This window comes from Verrucomicrobiota bacterium, from assembly GCA_037139415.1.
Classification (GTDB): Bacteria; Verrucomicrobiota; Verrucomicrobiia; order Limisphaerales; family Fontisphaeraceae; genus JBAXGN01.
Window position 1 is genome coordinate 74,537 of the sequence record JBAXGN010000001.1, and the last position, 16,008, is coordinate 90,544.

Annotated in this window: 11 protein-coding genes; 4 read left to right on the forward strand and 7 right to left on the reverse strand. The window is 59.0% G+C overall.

All coding sequences use genetic code 11. The features are described from left to right. Nucleotides 1–78: 78 nt before the first annotated feature. Nucleotides 79–2,781: an excinuclease ABC subunit A gene (locus tag WCO56_00255; GenBank protein ID MEI7727972.1), complete on the forward strand. Its 2,703-nt coding sequence runs from the start codon at nucleotides 79–81 to the stop codon at nucleotides 2,779–2,781. Then, complete coding sequence (locus WCO56_00260; protein MEI7727973.1) at nucleotides 2,778–3,257, forward strand: Uma2 family endonuclease; 480 nt, start codon at nucleotides 2,778–2,780, stop codon at nucleotides 3,255–3,257. Before WCO56_00255 ends, WCO56_00260 begins: the two co-directional genes overlap by 4 nt. Before the next feature lie 108 nt (nucleotides 3,258–3,365). On the opposite strand, the gene WCO56_00265 is transcribed toward WCO56_00260, so the two are convergent. After that, on the reverse strand, nucleotides 3,366–5,171 hold the full coding sequence (locus WCO56_00265) for a sodium:solute symporter family protein (protein MEI7727974.1): 1,806 nt from the start codon (nucleotides 5,169–5,171) through the stop codon (nucleotides 3,366–3,368). Between the two features lie 191 nt (nucleotides 5,172–5,362). On the opposite strand from WCO56_00265, the gene WCO56_00270 reads away from it, so the two are divergent. Then, entirely contained in the window at nucleotides 5,363–5,815 is a 453-nt protein-coding gene (locus WCO56_00270; GenBank protein MEI7727975.1) for an SET domain-containing protein-lysine N-methyltransferase, read from the forward strand. A gap of 178 nt (nucleotides 5,816–5,993) precedes the next feature. Here WCO56_00270 and WCO56_00275 read toward each other — a convergent pair whose 3' ends face one another. The 5 genes from WCO56_00275 to WCO56_00295 form a co-directional block, all read right to left on the reverse strand. After that, a complete protein-coding gene (locus WCO56_00275) occupies nucleotides 5,994–7,457 on the reverse strand; it encodes a hydrogenase 4 subunit F (GenBank protein ID MEI7727976.1) in 1,464 nt (487 codons plus the stop codon). A 1-nt stretch (nucleotide 7,458) separates the two neighbouring features. Further along, nucleotides 7,459–8,133 (reverse strand): hydrogenase, encoded by a 675-nt coding sequence (locus WCO56_00280; GenBank protein MEI7727977.1) that lies wholly within the window; start codon nucleotides 8,131–8,133, stop codon nucleotides 7,459–7,461. Beyond that, nucleotides 8,130–9,095 carry an NADH-quinone oxidoreductase subunit H gene (locus WCO56_00285; GenBank protein MEI7727978.1) on the reverse strand — a complete coding sequence of 322 codons (966 nt, stop codon included), beginning with the start codon at nucleotides 9,093–9,095 and terminating at the stop codon, nucleotides 8,130–8,132. Before WCO56_00285 ends, WCO56_00280 begins: the two co-directional genes overlap by 4 nt. Continuing rightward, nucleotides 9,092–11,137 carry a hydrogenase 4 subunit B gene (gene hyfB, locus WCO56_00290; protein ID MEI7727979.1) on the reverse strand — a complete coding sequence of 682 codons (2,046 nt, stop codon included), beginning with the start codon at nucleotides 11,135–11,137 and terminating at the stop codon, nucleotides 9,092–9,094. Before hyfB ends, WCO56_00285 begins: the two co-directional genes overlap by 4 nt. Before the next feature lie 857 nt (nucleotides 11,138–11,994). After that, nucleotides 11,995–13,119, reverse strand: coding sequence for a DGQHR domain-containing protein (locus WCO56_00295; protein ID MEI7727980.1), 1,125 nt, complete (start codon nucleotides 13,117–13,119; stop codon nucleotides 11,995–11,997). Between the two features lie 162 nt (nucleotides 13,120–13,281). Here WCO56_00295 and WCO56_00300 point away from each other — a divergent pair, with 162 nt between their 5' ends. Beyond that, entirely contained in the window at nucleotides 13,282–15,162 is a 1,881-nt protein-coding gene (locus WCO56_00300; protein ID MEI7727981.1) for a glycoside hydrolase family 16 protein, read from the forward strand. A 2-nt stretch (nucleotides 15,163–15,164) separates the two neighbouring features. On the opposite strand, the gene WCO56_00305 is transcribed toward WCO56_00300, so the two are convergent. Then, a complete protein-coding gene (locus WCO56_00305) occupies nucleotides 15,165–15,995 on the reverse strand; it encodes a DUF4339 domain-containing protein (protein MEI7727982.1) in 831 nt (276 codons plus the stop codon). Nucleotides 15,996–16,008 lie beyond the last annotated feature (13 nt).

The following is a 16,008-nucleotide window of genomic DNA, read 5'->3' on the forward strand; positions in this document are numbered from 1 at the left end:
GCCTGTTTGTCTGCAAGATTGGGATTTCCCACCGCTTCCCAGTTTGCAGCCACGGAATTCTGTGGTATGTGTTGACCCGTGTTTAAGGACAGCGAAATTGTGGTGGATGATGCCATTGTGATTCAGGGTGCGCGCGAGCATAACCTGAAGAATCTTTCAGTGCGCATTCCACGTGAGCGACTCGTGGTGATCACCGGGGTGAGCGGCTCGGGCAAGAGCACCCTGGCGTTTGATTTGTTGTTTGCCGAGGGGCAGCGACGGTTCCTAGACGCCATGTGTACGTATGCGCGGCAATTCGTGGAACAAATGGCGCGCCCCGACGTGGATTTGATCACCGGCATCCCTCCCACCGTAAGCATCGAACAGCGCAACTCGCGCGGTGGCGGCAAGAGCACCGTCGCCACAGTCACGGAGCTGTACCATTTCTTTCGGCTGCTATTCGCGCGGTTGGGCACGCAGTTTTGCCCTGAATGCGAGCTACCGGTCGAAGCGCAGACGCCGGATGCGTTGGGACAACGGCTGACCGCCGAGGCCGCCAAACGGGGCGACCTGCTGCTGCTCGCTCCTGTGGTGAAGAACCGCAAGGGGTTTCACACGGAAGTGGCGGAGTGGGCACACAAACACGGTTATACCGAAGTGCGGGCGGATGGAACAATGCACGCCACCGACCAGCCGTTACGGCTGGATCGTTATCGCGAACACGACGTGGAGATTGTAATCGGAGTGCTGGAACCACCCAGTCGCGGCAAACGCGCCGCGCGCGCCAACGGCGGCAAGCCGGCCCAGATGCGGGTGGATGAGGCGCTAAAGATCGGTCATGGGACCTTGCTGGCGATGGATAATCATGGGCGCATGACGGTGCATTCCACCACCCGTGCCTGCCCTGGCTGCGGGCGGTCGTTTGAATCGCTGGACCCCAAACAGTTCAGTTATAATTCAGCGCAGGGGTGGTGTCCAAAGTGCCGTGGCTTTGGCGAATTGTTCTATCTGCCCGACGTGGAGCGCGGCGCGCGCGCGGATGCTATCGAGGAGTCCTGGTTTGAATGGCAGGAGGGCAAACGGGAACTCTGCCCGGAGTGCCACGGGGCACGTCTCCACCCAGTGGCGCGCGCGGTGCGTTTTCTCATTCGCGACGCCGGTCCGCTGGCCAAGCGCGGCCCCACGCTGGAGACGCTCGCGCGCATGACCGTGGAGGAGGCTGCGGCGTTTTTTCTCACGCTGAAACTGCACGGTAATGCCGCCGCCGTCGCGCGGGACATCCTGCCGGAAATTCGCGAGCGCCTGAAGTTTCTGAACGAGGTGGGCCTGGGTTATCTGCAACTCGGGCGCGCGGTGCCCACACTTTCCGGCGGCGAGGCGCAACGCATCCGGCTGGCCGCCCAATTGGGCTCCAACCTGAGCGGCGTACTCTACGTGCTGGACGAGCCGACCATCGGTCTTCATGCGCGGGATAACGAGCGCCTGCTGGAAACGCTTGCCAAATTGCGCCAGCGCGGCAACACGGTGGTCGTCGTCGAACATGATGAAGCGACCATGCGCCAGGCGGATTACATCATTGACCTGGGACCGGGGGCCGGCCGGCTCGGCGGCGAAGTGGTAGCGGCCGGCACGCTGAAAGAACTGCTCCGTCACCCCGATTCCATCACCGGGCAGTATCTGCGCCTGAAGAAAAGCTTCCCGGCGCGCGGCGCGCGGCGTCCCGTCCCCAAGCGCAACGACGCGCAAGGCTGGCTGGTATTGGAAGGCGCAGCCAAAAATAATCTGAAAAAATTATCCGTTCGCCTTCCGCTTAACCGACTGGTGTTAATCACCGGCATCAGCGGTTCCGGCAAGTCCACGCTCGTTCGGGAATGCCTTTTGCCCGCCCTGAAGGCAAAGCTGGATGGCACCCGCCCTCCCGACGCCAGTTGCGGCACGATCACCGCCGGTGCGGACGCCTTTAAAGCAGTGTATGAGGTGGATCAATCGCCCATCGGACGAACACCGCGTTCCACTCCGGCCACGTATGTTGGTTTCTTTGACGATATCCGCGCCCTGTTTGCCCAGGTGCCCGAGGCGCGATTGCGCGGTTACGGCCCTGGACGATTCTCGTTCAATAGCGCGCAAGGCCGCTGCCCGGAATGCGAAGGCGCGGGCGTCATCAAGCTGGAGATGAACTTCATGCCGCCGGCCTTTGTGCGCTGCGAATCGTGCAATGGCCTGCGATTCAACCCCGAAACGCTCGACATTCAGTTCCACGGCAAAACCATCGCGGAAGTGCTGGACTTGAGCGTGGCCGAGGCGCGGGAATTTTTCCAGCCCATCTCCCGTATCCGCCGTTGCATGGAAGCGCTGCACGACACCGGCCTCGACTATCTGAAACTGGGGCAGACCAGTCCCACCCTCAGTGGCGGCGAAGCGCAACGCGTCAAGCTCGTCACCCATTTGTTGACCGGCTTTGCCCGAGTGCAGGACGAACGCGCACTCCCGCCCTCGGCCACTCCCCGCAAACCGGCCAAACATTGCTGTTTCATTCTGGAAGAACCCACCATTGGCCTGCACATGGCTGACGTACAACGCTTGGTGGAAGTGCTCCAACGGTTGGTGGATGCCGGCCACTCGGTGGTCGTCATTGAACACAACCTGGACTTGATTGCCGAGGCCGATTGGATCGTTGACCTCGGTCCCGAAGGCGGCGACCACGGCGGACGCATCGTGGCCGAAGGTACCCCGGAACAAATCCCCCAATGTTCCGCCTCGCATACCGGGAAGTTTTTGCTCACCCTCCTTCAACGCGAATGAACGCGCCCTACGAAGAAATCATCGCCGGCGAAAGTCTGCTGCGCTACGCGCCTGGGGAACGGCACGAACTGGTTTGCCGGCGGCTGCACGACTATGTCGCCGCCTGCCTGGTACAGGTCACCGTAGCCAGGCTGTTACCGCCACGCACCGTGATCCAACTGGCCCCTGGCACCCTGGTCCGTCCCGACCTTACCCTGGTCACCGCCGCCAATGGCAAGCCCTGGCTCCTGGCCGAAGTGGTGGAAAGTGACGACCATCGCGCCGACACCGTGATCAAAAAAAACCTGTACGAAGATCTGAAAATTCCCCGGCTTTGGATGGTGGACCCGCGTTATCACAATCTCGAAGTCTATCACGGCAGCCCGCATGGCCTCGCCTTGAAACAAATCATGGCCGGCCGCGAGGTGCTGACCGAAACCCTCTTGCCCGCTCTGGCCATCAAAGTCACGGATTTATTCGACCACCTTCCAGCCTGAGATTGGCAAGCAGGTAGCAAATTCACCCCTGAACTGGACCGCCACGCGGTTATATGTGGGAACTTGCAAATGCGCGCGTCCCCAACCGCAGCCCGCCACGCAAAAGAGTCACTTGCAAGGTTGCCACAAGCGGTTGACGACCAGAATCAGTAACGAACTGCTAACCAAGCAGACGCCCAGCAGCAGATACGCGTAGGTGGTCCGACCATAAAGGAAGTTACCGAGAGTAAACAACGCCGACCAAATGGTGGTACACCCGGCCAGCCAGCCCAACAGGGCCAGCGGGATGTTTTGGCCGGAATGTTCCGCGGCATGATCGTCCGGCCCTGCTTCCTGACGGATGGCTTCCCAGCCGGGCCCAAAGGGCCGCACCTTACGGTAAAACTCCAGGAGCACGGTACGGCTGGTGGCGGGTGCGAGATACGCCGTGGCGACCCAGCAGAGAGTGGTAATACCTACCGTGAGCAATAATTCGAGATGGGTAGGCAAGCCGTGCCCGGATTTCCGCAAGCCCAGCCAGAGGATGGAAATGGCAAAGGAGCTGACCATGGCCGCCACTTCGCACCACGCGTTAATGCGCCACCAGAACCAGCGCAGCAGGTAGAGCAAACCAGTGCCCGCACCGACTTGCAGGATGATATCAAAGGCATCCTTGGCGGAATCCAGCAAATACACCGTGCCGGAGGCGCACAAGAACAGGCCCACAGTTGCCACGCGACCGGCGAACACATAATGTTTTTCTTCCGCATTCAGTTTAATGAAACGCCGGTAGAAGTCATGGACCAGATAGGACGCGCCCCAGTTGAGGTGCGTGAGGATCGTGGAGGAATTGGCCGCAATCAGTCCGCCGACCATCAGCCCCAGCCAGCCCATCGGCAAAAACTTGAGCATCGCCGGGTAAGCCGTGTCATGGCCGATCAACTTGGGGTCCAAATGCGGGAAGGCTGTTTGAATATCGGATAGTTGCGGGTAAATGATCAGCGAAGCCAGGGCGACCAGAATCCATGGCCAGGGACGCAGGCAATAATGGGCGATGTTGAAGAACAAGGTGGCGGCCAAGGCGTCTTTTTCGGATTTGGAGGCGAGCATCCGTTGCGCGATGTAGCTGCCCCCACCCGGTTCGGCGCCCGGATACCACACGCTCCACCACTGCACCGCGATGGGCATGACGAATACCGCCATGGCAATGTCCCACTGGTTGGCGAAGTCCGGCAGGATACTCAGGTAGTTGATGCCGCCGGGTCCTTTCAGGGCTGAGAGTTTGGTGACCAAGCCATCCAAGCCGCCAACCTCCGGCAACTTTAGCGCGAAGTACGCTGCCGCGATGACGGCAGACATCTTGATGAAGAATTGAATCATATCAATGACCAGCACGCCCCAAAGCCCGGAGTACGCAGCAAATACCACATTGATCAGACCGACAAACAGCAGGGTCTGCCAGCGCTCCATGCCAAACAGGACGCCGGCGATTTTGCAGGCGGCCAGATTCACCGTAGCCATGATCATGCAGTTGAAAAAGAAACCCAGGTAGACCGCGCGAAACCCGCGCACCATGCTGGCGGCCTTGCCGGAATAGCGGATTTCGTAGAACTCCAGATCAGTCATCACACCGGAACGGCGCCACAGCCGCGCGTAGAAGAACACCGTCGCCACCCCCGTAAGCACGAATGCCCACCAGCACCAGTTACCCGCCACGCCCTGGCGGCGAACAATGTCGGTAACGAGATTGGGGGTATCGCTGCTGAACGTGGTAGCCACCATGCTCAACCCGGCCAGCCACCACGGCACCGCCCGGCCCGAGGCGAAGAATTCGGAGGTGCTTTTCCCGGAGCGCCGCGCAAAGAACAACGCCGGGATGAAACAAACCAGCACCGTGGCCACGATGATCACCCAATCAATCAGATGCAAATGCATAGCGTTTTTTTACCGCAAGGCCTGAAGATTGGATAGAATTATTATGACAACAAAAAACAATAGTGAACCGATCAAGCAGGTGCGTCCCGCGGTCACGCCGTGTGAACACGTGGTGTTACGATTTTTCACTAACGACTTGGGGATGGTTTAGATTGACGCTGATACAACGGTTGTCATACTGGAGGCCGAAGATGGATACTGTCTTAAGCATCGAATTTCGCACCTCTCCGATTCACGGCACCGGGGGCTACGCCGTCGCGTTCATTCCCGAAGGCACCCGCGTGATTGAATACCTGGGCGATAGCATTGACAAAGCGGAGTCGCAAAAACAGTGCGAGGCGGATAATCCGTATGTTTTCGCATTGGACGAGGAACGGGATTTGAACGGAGACGTGCCGTGGAATCCAGCCCGACATATCAATCACAGTTGCGCCCCCAACTGCGAAGCCCAACTGCACGATGGCCATATCTGGGTGGTGGCCTGCCGCGATATTCAACCGGGCGAGGAAGTCACCTTCAATTACGGCTTTGACCTCGCCAATTATCGCGATTACCCCTGCCGGTGCGGTGCGCCAGAGTGTGTAGGGTTCATGGTCGCCGAAGAGTTCTTCGACGCGGTGCGCTCCAGAAATACCCCGGAGTAACGGCTTCTCATTGCCGTTGGTCCGGGTGAGACTTCCCCGAACGGAAGAATTTCGCCCTTTGAACCCATGAACCGACCCCTCCCCCTCAACCGCCCTGCGGGCACCTTCTCCCCCTTGGGGGGAGAAGGACGGGATGAGGGGGTTCATAGAGAGCCCTAATCAGGTCGGCCAACTGGTCTTAAGGGTGCCCTCCGACAATTTTGGCGGCACGTTGAATCAGTTCGTAGAGCGGCGCGGGAAGGTAGAAGGTGAGTACAAGCACCGGCACGAGCACCATCAACATGGCGGTGAGTTTCCATGGGCATTCCTTCCGCGTCGTTACCGGGCTGGAGGGCTTGCCAAGGTTCATGCGGACCATGTGGGTCAGGAATCCGGCAAAGATGGTGACCACCGCCAGCAAGAATAGCCCCGCCGCCCAATAATGTTTGTGTTCCACGGCTGCGCTTAAGGCCAAGTACTCGCTCTGAAACATGCTGAAGGGCGCAGTGCCGGTCACGGCCAGGGTGCCGATCATGAATAACGCGCCCGTCCAAGGTAATGTTTTCATCACGCCCGTCACTTTGCGGAAATGTGGGGTATCGTAGTGTTGCTGCACGTTGCCGGCGCAGAAAAACATGAGCGGCTTGGTCACCGCATGAAACACCATGTGCAACATGACGGCGAGTGGCCCACCAAAACCAAGCGCAGCGACCATAATACCGGTGTGGTCAATGCTGGAATAGGCGAGAATGCGCCGGAAATTCCGCTGCACCACGATGAACGGCACCGCAACGAGCATCGAACCGATGCCAAGAAACATCAGCAGGTTGCCGGGAAAGACCGGCCCGAGGCATTTCTCCGCCAAGACGTAAAAACGCATGATGGCATAGAGCGCGCAGTTGACGAAGGCCGCCCCCATCAGCGCGGCGGAGGGCACGGGCACTTCCGCGTAGGCATCCGGCTTCCACGTATGCATGGGGGCCAGCCCGGCTTTGGTGCCGTAGCCCAGCAAAATGAAGATGAAAGCCAGCTTCATCGGGTAACGATCAAACTTCTCCGCCAACGGCAGCAGCACGGACCAATCCATGCCGCGCCCGGCGTCCGGGCCAAGGATGCCGACGGCGGAATAGTAGGTGATCACGGTGCCGAACAGCGCCAAGGACACGCCGATGCTGCCGATGATGATGTATTTCCACGCCGCTTCGAGGGAGGTCTTTTGATTGTAGAACAGGACCAGCATCACGGAGACGAGCGTGGAGGTTTCCATCGCCACCCACATGACACCGAGGTTATCCACCAGCGGCACCAGGTTCATGGTGCCCAGGAAAAATGGCGTGAGCACATAGAAACGCCGGAACTGCGTATCGTTGATTTTGCCGCCCACTTCTTCGCGCCGCATGAAGCCCACACTGTACACGTTGACAACCAGCGCGACGAAGCCGGTAAGCAGGACCACCACGGCGCTTAAGGAATCGGCGCGCAAGAAGCCTTGCAGAGTCGTCACTGTCCCCTGCCCCAGCACGTGTGCGGCGAGCATTCCCGCGCAGGCAAGGAGCGCGGCGGCGCACAGCAGGTTGAGCCACTCCATGACCCGGCGCGACCGGATCAAGGCGCAGCTCAGGCCCGTAACCACTGGAATAACGATGAGGAGCAGCATCACCATATCATTCCTTTAACTGCGTCAGCTTGCTGACATCCATGGACGCGAACGTCTGCCGGATGCGATTAACGAGAATGCCCAGCACCATGACGGCAATGATGACATCAAAGAAAATTCCCAATTCCACGATCAGCGGCATGCCATAGGTGGTCAACGCAATGGCGGCCAGCATGATGCCATTCTCCATGGTGAGCAACGCCAGCACCTGCGAAAGCGCCTTGCGCCGGTTGATCATCTGGAAGAATCCGGTCAGCAGCAAGGTGATGGCGACGGCCAGCGTGCTGCTGCCCATGCGTTCGACATGCGTGAACGGACGCGCCAGGATATAACTGAGCAGCGTGAAGCCGCCACACAGCATCACCGAGGCGGCGGCGTTGAAATACGGTTTGGATTCGCGATCATCCTTGGTTTTGCGCGTCAGCCGGGCAAGAAACCACGGCATGAAGATGCCTTTGCCGCACATTGTGAGCAACGCCACCAGGTACACATGTGTGGCGCTGCTGAAATGCGCGATGGTGGCCGCCACGCCCGCCAATAAAAACGACTGCAACGCAAAGAGGCGGATGCTGTTCATCACCATGCCTTCCACCACCAACAATAATTGGGTGACCAGCATCAGCGTCGCCAGCAGGGCGATCAGTTGTGTGGAAAAGGCGAGGGATTGTGCGTCGGCATTCATTGGAAGAGGAAGGTGGAGAGCAACGCCAGCGACGCCAGCACGAACGCCGCGCCCAGCAAATCCGGAACGCGGAACAGGCGGAGCTTGGCATTCACGGTTTCAACCAACACCACCACGGCCGCCAGCAATAATAGTTTGGCCATGAACATCAACCCCGCCAACCCCAGGGCCATACCCGTGAACTGGGTGGCAATGCCCACCGGGAAAAACACATTCACCAGCAGCGACATCAGGACGAGTTGTTTCACGGAGACGCTCCATTCAATAAACGCCAGGTAGCGGCCGGAATATTCCAGAATCATCGCCTCATGAATCATGGTCAACTCCAGATGCGTCGCCGGGTTATCCACCGGAATGCGGCCCGTCTCCGCCAGCAACACAATGAAGAGCGCGCCAAACGCCAGCATGTGGGACGGCTTGAACCACTGCCACGCGGTGTCTTGCCCGGCGGACACCACCTGGCTGAGGTTCGTGGACCCGGCGGTGATCGCCACGGTAAAAATGGCCAGCATCATGGCGGGCTCGGCGATGGCCGCGATAGTCATCTCCCGGCTGCTGCCCATGCCGCCAAACGCGCTGGCGGTATCCAATCCGGCCAGGGCAAGAAAGAAACGGCCCAAAGCCAGCAACCCAATCACCGCCAACACTCCGCCGTACAGGCTGAGCGGGGCCGGAATGCAAAGCATCGGCACCATCAGCCCGGCGACCAGCACGGAGAGCAACAGGATGAACGGCGTCGCCCGAAAAATCCACGAGGCATGTTCGGAAATCACCATGTCCTTTTGCATGAACTTGGCGAGGTCCAGATACGGTTGCCAGATCCGCGGTCCGCGCCGGTTTTGCAGCTTCGCCTTCCAGTTCTTGATACAGCCACTCAACAATGGTGCCAGCACGAGCAGCAGGACCACCTGCAATAACAGGCCGGGCAGAAACAACGGTGGATGGATGGCAGCGGTCATCATAATGCCATGATCAGCAGCAACAGCAGCATGGTGACGAAAATATAAATCAGGTAGGCATGGGTGCTGCCCGCCTGCATCGCGCGCATCCGCCGGGAAAGCACCAAGACCCATCGGTTTAACGGCCGGTAAATCCGCCGCTCAAAGGCCTCTTCAATGTGGCTCTCAAACCGCAGATTCCGCGCAAAATACGGCGAATAATCATACTCGCGTTGCACCTCACGGTGCGGCCGGAAGAGCGCCTTGAAGATCATGCGCAGCGGTTTGGAAAATCCGGTGGCGCTGTACTCCATCTTGGGCGTCAAACCCTGCAAACCGCAATCCCAAGTGGGACCAATCCGGGTAATGGCACGCCGCGCAAACAGCCACCACAACACAATGGGAATTGGCAGGAGGCACACCGCCGCCACCACCATGCCGAGCGTGGATACCGTACCGCCTTTGTCATCCAGATTGCCGATCGCCCAACCATCGGCCAACGCCAGGTGCTGGCTCAGTTGCGCGCCCGTCAGCGCCTGGGTGATGGGATCGAACAACACCAGGCATTGGGCGGGAAACAACCCAAGCACCAGACATACCATCGTCAAAATAGCCATGCCCGCCAGCATGGTTGGCGAGGCTTCATGCGCCTTCGCGACCGGCTCGCTGCGCGGTTGCGCCAGGAACGTGATGGCAAACGCTTTCACGAAACAAGACGCCGCCAGCGCCCCCGTCAACGCCAGCATCGCCCCGCCCAATGGGAAGATCAGCCGCACCAAGCTGGAGGTCAGCCCGAATCCCTGGAGCAATGCCTGATACGTGAACCATTCGCTGATAAACCCGTTAAGCGGTGGTAACGCCGAAATAGCCACCGCGCCCACCAGGAAATACAGCGCCGTCCCGGGCATTTTTTTGATGAGTCCCCCCATCTTTTCCATGTCGCGCGTGCCCGTGGCGTGCAGCACCGCGCCCGCGCCAAGGAATAGCAATGCTTTGAACATCGCATGGTTGAGCGTGTGAAACAGACCGGCGACCATCGCCAGCGCCGCCAGCGCCGGATGCCCAAAATGCAAAAACATCAGTGAGGCGCCCAAGCCCATTAAAATGATGCCAATGTTTTCAATGCTATGATACGCCAGCAACCGTTTGAGATCGTGCTCCATCAACGCGTACAGCACCCCGAGCACAGCGGAAATGATGCCCAGCGACAGCACCGTCACTCCCCACCATACCGGCGGCGTCCCCAGGAAATCAAAGAACACCCGAGTCATGCCGTAGATGCCGGTTTTGATCAATACGCCGGACATCATGGCCGAGACATTGCTGGGGGCCACCGGATGCGCCGCCGGCAACCAGATATGCATCGGCACCATGCCGGCCTTGATCCCGAAACCGATCAGGAACAATAGGAACACCCCGTTACGTTTCCCCGGCGGCATCTGGTTACCCAAGGCATGAAACCCATCAAACTCATAGCTGCCAGCAGCCTGGAACAGCAGCAGGAAGCCAATGATCAGGCACCCCGTGCCAATGTGCGACATCACAAAATATAAAATCCCCGCGCCGCGCGCCTCGGCGTTCTCATGCTCGTAACTGACCAGGCAAAAGGACATCAATGCCATGACCTCCCAGGCCAGCAGGAAGAAGAATGCGTTGCCGGCCAAAAAGACCAGCGTCGTGGCCAGCATCAGCAGGTTGAAAAACGCGCCGAGCACCCCCACGTTCTTTCGTCCAAAATAGCCCCGGGCATATCCCATGGAGAAGAGCGACAACGCCACCCCGAGCAAGGAAACGATCATCACAAAGAACAGCCCCAAGGCGTCAGGACGTATGTTGAACCGTAGGAAAGGCAAGGACGACGGGCATAAATCAAAACCAGTCGCAGGAATGCCGGATGTCAAAGTCAACAAACTTGCTGCGGTCAGTCCCATGGCTGCCAGCAGACAACACGCGAAGGAAACGGCATGAGCCACGCGTTCCATCCGTTGGAAGACAAACCCGCCCAAAGCCCCCGCCAGATAACTCAGCAACCCCAACTGCAATAACGCCCCGGCCAGAGGTTCCATGGCTAAAACCTCCCGCCATTCCACGGCACTCTTGTCATGCGCCGGATGCTTATGCCCGTCAGGTTCATACTATTATGTCACAGCATTCCCTGCGACCATACCGGTTTGGCCACAAAAGGCAACTTGCGTTTTCCATCTTCAAATTTCCGCTTCCAAAGGTGGCGTCACCATGAGGAAAAAAGGGGGTGGAACGTGGCAAAAAGATTATCTGGCAGAAAAATTACACCAATGAAGATAGGAGCTTGGAGTCAGGAACTGGAATGGGCGAGAAATTCAAACCGCGAAACACGGGTAAAAACGCGAAAGCTGAAAGCCAGGAGTTGGCTCGACTAAAGATAAGCATGAACCGCACTAAGATTTGACAGACCAGCGCCCCTCGATCAACCTCTCCCCGACATCGCTGGAAGCAGTCGCGGACCTAACTCGGTTAGCAGGGAGCTCGTTGGTGACAGCGGTTGAAATTCCCGAGGTTGACCTGGACAGCACTGGATGTGGGTGGCCTTGGGTTGGGACGTTCGGATGAATATAGGAGAGGGAACACCTGCATTTTTGCAAGGCCTCGAACTCCAAGACCACCTTTCGCGAAGCGAACGTTCCACTGCGGGGCATCTGACTCGTGGCGGGCTTGGGAAGCCAACCTGACTTTCATGCACTTTTTCGGCGCTCTTGCGCCACGCAAATAGTTGGCATTTCGCCTGCTGTTGGTTGCCGTCTAATAGCCGCACCGACAGGTGCGACCATTTTTCCCCAGGGTGATATGGTATAAGAGGTGCCTGTGCCCGCCCTCACCCACCCTGCGGCCACCCATCCCCGGTAAGGGATGGTGGTTTTAAACCAAGCTCATTTGATCGTGGTGATTATTTCCGACCGCGCGACGGAATGCCCGCCGTCCGTGCGAGTTCCCGGTGAATGCGGGCCACGCGTTCCACCTGGCCTTTGGCTGGGAAGCGTTCGTAAAAGCCTTCGTTGCGAAATGCGCGCGCCTGTTCCGTCCAGGGTGCCAGCTGTTCGCGCCAGCGTTCGACCCGGTTTTCGATCGGCTCGGCATCCTTGGCGGTGAGATCGGCGCAGACCCGCAGCAGGGCTTTAAGTGTGACTGGCTTCGTCACCATGTAATCCGCGTTGCCCCAGGATTCGCCCCAGACTTGCGCGGCGGCCTTGAGAAAATCGCGCACCATGCCATAATACGTGGCGGCCTGGCGTTTGTCCGGCCCGGCCGGTTCAATTTGCGGCCAGGCCAGTTTTACCCAGCGATGGATTTCGTTGAAGAGTTCGGCTTGGAGAATCCACTTTTCCTGTTTGCTGCGGCCGCCCAAGCGGTTGATGCGGTAGCGCAACGGACTGTCCGCCTCGCTGTACAGCAACTGGACGATGGTCGCCGCAAAGCGCCGGTCCGGATCGCTCCATGAAACGCGCTCGTACAAGTCCACCAGGTGACTCTTGTTGATGCGCGTCGGGGTCGAGTTGATGATGACGAACATCTCGGTGGCGAAGTCCTCGCTTCGGCCGTCGAAAATGATACACGGCACGCGGATGTTCTTGGCCTCCTCCGGATGGGTGCGTTCATAGGATTGGAGCGCGGCCAGGCGGTGCTGCCCGTCAATGATCAGGTATTTGTCATGTGGTTCCTGCAACCGGCCGACGCCGCTGCCGTCGGTCCACGCCTCAAAATGCAGTTGCTGCGACGTGAACAACAGGACGGTTCCCGGAATGGGCGGCTGGGTGCTGGCGGTTTCGTAGAAGTTTTTGATGGCGCGGACTTTGATTTCGGAAAGTTGGCGCTGAAATGCTTTGTCGCTGCGTTCGATGCGGGCGATGAACTGGGTGACGTCGTCCGCTGGCTGCACAGCCTCGGGTTGATTCACCAAGCCTTCCTCGTCGTAGAAACGGCTGATGAACCGCACCCGGCTCAGCAACTGCTCTGACGGGTACGAGGCAAAGTAGAAAACAGCATCTTTTTGTCGAATCTGCGTGGCGATCATAATGGTATATCCTCAATTCTGGCTCTTGGGGCACGGCCTGTTGGTTTTGGCCCTGCCGCTCGTAAACAAGGAAACCCAATCGGCGGTAAAAAAGCAAGCGGGAAACCGCGAGTTATTCAGCTTTTAATAGGCTAAGGCAGCAGGTAGCCTTGATCATCTTTTATGCGAATATCCTGGTTTGCGAGTTTGTGTTTACTGACACCAGCGCTGCTGGCTCAACCTGCTCCCGCGACGGTGCCGGGGGTGAAGCTGCTGTTTGATCTCAGTGCCAAGGGCGCTGCCGACGCCGATTCGCGCCTTGTCCCGTCCTCCGCCCAAGTGACGTTTGCCAGGTCGCAAGATCCGAATGCGCCGGGCCTCACCGTCACCATTCAGCCCGGCAAGGAGGGCTACCCCGGTATCAACCTCAAGCCGCCCGGGAATGTCTGGGACCTTTCCGCCTATGGCCGCGTGGAAGCGCGCGTGGTCAACACCGGCGCCAAAGCGGTCTCCGTTTCGCTGCGCGTGGATAACAACGGCGACTGGCAGGCGGGCCCGTGGAATACCGAGAGCGCATTTATCAAGCCGGGGACGACTGGCACGGTTACGGTGATTTTCGGCTTTTCCTATGGCCGTAAACCCGGTTACGCGCTGAATCCAGCGGCGGTGGTGAACTTCCTGCTGTTTGCCACCAAGTCCGACGCGGTGCAATCGTTTCGCCTGGAATCATTGGTCGCGACTGGATCAGCCGGGGAAAAGCCGCCGGTGGACCCCAACTCGATTCGCACCAAACCCAAGGACGGCATCCTGTTTGGCGCGGGAGTGGTGCTGGATGCCGCCAAGCAGCTTTCCGCCCAAGGCGCGCAAGCCTCCGTCATCACCGAAGGCCAGCGGCCCATCATCAAGGTGGTGTGTCCCGCAGGGCAGGCGAATGCCTCGGCGGCGCTCAAGCCGGCGGTGGGCCGTTGGGATTTGCGCGACGCCCTGGAGGTGCGCGTGAAGCTGCGCAATGGCGGCGCACGGCCCGTCCTCCCGCGCCTCCGGGTGGAGAGCAATGGCGGCCCGTCGGATTGGGCGTCGGCTGCGGCTCCGCTGGCGCCGGGCACTGTCCAGGAATTGGCGGTGTCCTTCCTCAGTGCCTCAATTTGGAACGGCAAACCCAACACCGGCAGCCGGGTCACGCATGACGCCGTATCCGCCATCACCATTGGGGTGGAGAAAGCCGACGGCGAAAGCGTGCTGCTGGTGGAATCCATCCAGGCCGTGCTGCCGCCCGCGCCCGCCATGCCCGACTGGCTCGGCAAACGCCCGCCGGTGCCGGGCGATTGGGTGAAGACGTTTGACGAAGACTTCACGGGCAACACGGTGGACGCCTCCCGCTGGCGGGTCTATGCCGAGAATTACTGGGACAAGACTAGCCATTTCAGCAAGGACAACGTGATCGTCGGCGGCGGGGTGGCGCGGCTGCGCTACGAAAAGAAACGCGGGCATCACAATGATGATCCCAAGCTGAAGGAGAGCAATTACGCCTCCGGCATCCTGGACACCTACGGCAAATGGACCCAGTGCTACGGCTACTTCGAGGCCAGGATGAAGCTGCCCGCTGCCCCCGGCCTGTGGCCCGCATTCTGGATGATGCCCGACCGCGGCGCGTCCGCCGATCCGCAATGGAAACGCCAGGACACCGGCAACGGGGGCATGGAGTTCGACATCATGGAGAATCTGACCCGCTGGGGTGCCAGCCGCTACAACATCGCCATGCACTGGGATGGCTACGGGAAAACCCACAAGAGTATCGGCACGGATAAAATCTATGTCCAGCCCGACCGGGATGGCTATATTACGACTGGTTTACTCTGGACGCCCGGCTCCGCCGTGTATTACGGCAATGGCCGCGAAGTGGCCCGCTGGGATGATCCCCGCGTTTCCAACGTGCCTGCCATCCTGATGTTCACTCTACCCATGGGCGGTTGGGACAACAACGCACTGGATGACGCGCAATTACCCGCCGACTTCATCATTGATTACGTGCGCGTCTGGCAGCGGAAAGACCTGGCGAAATAGGGTTACCGGCTGCTGCGCACTGCCGTACCAACAAACAGCAGCACCATCGCCAGGATGAAGATGATCAGGATAATCCAGACCAGCACCGAGGTGCGGTATTTGATGTGCGGCGTTGCGGCGATGACCTTCTTGTACTCTTCTGAAAAGACCATCCGGCCTTTTTTGCACAGTAACAGGTAGAGGATGTAACCATTGATCAGCGTTCCGAACGGGAATGCCAGCATGCCAAGGCCGGCGAGCACTGCGCCCACTATTCGCGACCATGGCTTGAGATTTCGCAGTCCGAGTCCCACCCAGAATTGCAGCGGCGCCAGCACCAGCCAGAAGACAGCTATCAGCATTGTTCCGCCTGATCTGGCCCCCAGCGACACAATGCCTATGATTGTCACAATTATGGCACCGAACAGATAAAGCGACCCCACTGATTTGACGGATGACTCATGGGATAGGTGATCTTTGCGAGTTTGTTCCGCCGCCATTTCTATGCTGCTGGCGCCTTCGCGCAATCGTTGCAGGGCGATGGGCTTGCAGTCCGCGCAAACCGCACGGCCGCCGATTTGCACCAGGCCGCTTTCGAGGACTGATCGCTCGCACTCCGCGCAGGTCAACATGCTTTCACCGGTGGATACCACCGGTGGGATGCTGAGGGTTTCATAGGGTTTCCATTCCGGCATCCCTTCATGCCAGACCAGGGTTTGGGGGGTAATGACGCCCTGCCGCACCAGTTGATCAAACTCGGTTTGGTCCAGGGGGCCTTTGCGCTCATCATTTGCGGCGTAATACCAGTCCATAGATACAATCAGGGCCAATGGTTGACTTAAATTGTATGGCATGAGAACCACATTC

What these genes read in the sequence shown, in the direction of transcription:
- WCO56_00260 (MEI7727973.1), top strand. Translation starts at nt 2,778, where the DNA reads ATGAACGCGCCCTACGAAGAAATCATCGCCGGCGAAAGTCTGCTGCGC.
- WCO56_00265 (MEI7727974.1), bottom strand. Translation starts at nt 5,171, where the DNA reads ATGCATTTGCATCTGATTGATTGGGTGATCATCGTGGCCACGGTGCTG.
- WCO56_00270 (MEI7727975.1), top strand. Translation starts at nt 5,363, where the DNA reads ATGGATACTGTCTTAAGCATCGAATTTCGCACCTCTCCGATTCACGGC.
- WCO56_00275 (MEI7727976.1), bottom strand. Translation starts at nt 7,457, where the DNA reads ATGGTGATGCTGCTCCTCATCGTTATTCCAGTGGTTACGGGCCTGAGC.
- WCO56_00280 (MEI7727977.1), bottom strand. Translation starts at nt 8,133, where the DNA reads ATGAATGCCGACGCACAATCCCTCGCCTTTTCCACACAACTGATCGCC.
- WCO56_00285 (MEI7727978.1), bottom strand. Translation starts at nt 9,095, where the DNA reads ATGATGACCGCTGCCATCCATCCACCGTTGTTTCTGCCCGGCCTGTTA.
- hyfB (MEI7727979.1), bottom strand. Translation starts at nt 11,137, where the DNA reads ATGGAACCTCTGGCCGGGGCGTTATTGCAGTTGGGGTTGCTGAGTTAT.
- WCO56_00295 (MEI7727980.1), bottom strand. Translation starts at nt 13,119, where the DNA reads ATGATCGCCACGCAGATTCGACAAAAAGATGCTGTTTTCTACTTTGCC.
- WCO56_00300 (MEI7727981.1), top strand. Translation starts at nt 13,282, where the DNA reads ATGCGAATATCCTGGTTTGCGAGTTTGTGTTTACTGACACCAGCGCTG.
- WCO56_00305 (MEI7727982.1), bottom strand. Translation starts at nt 15,995, where the DNA reads ATGCCATACAATTTAAGTCAACCATTGGCCCTGATTGTATCTATGGAC.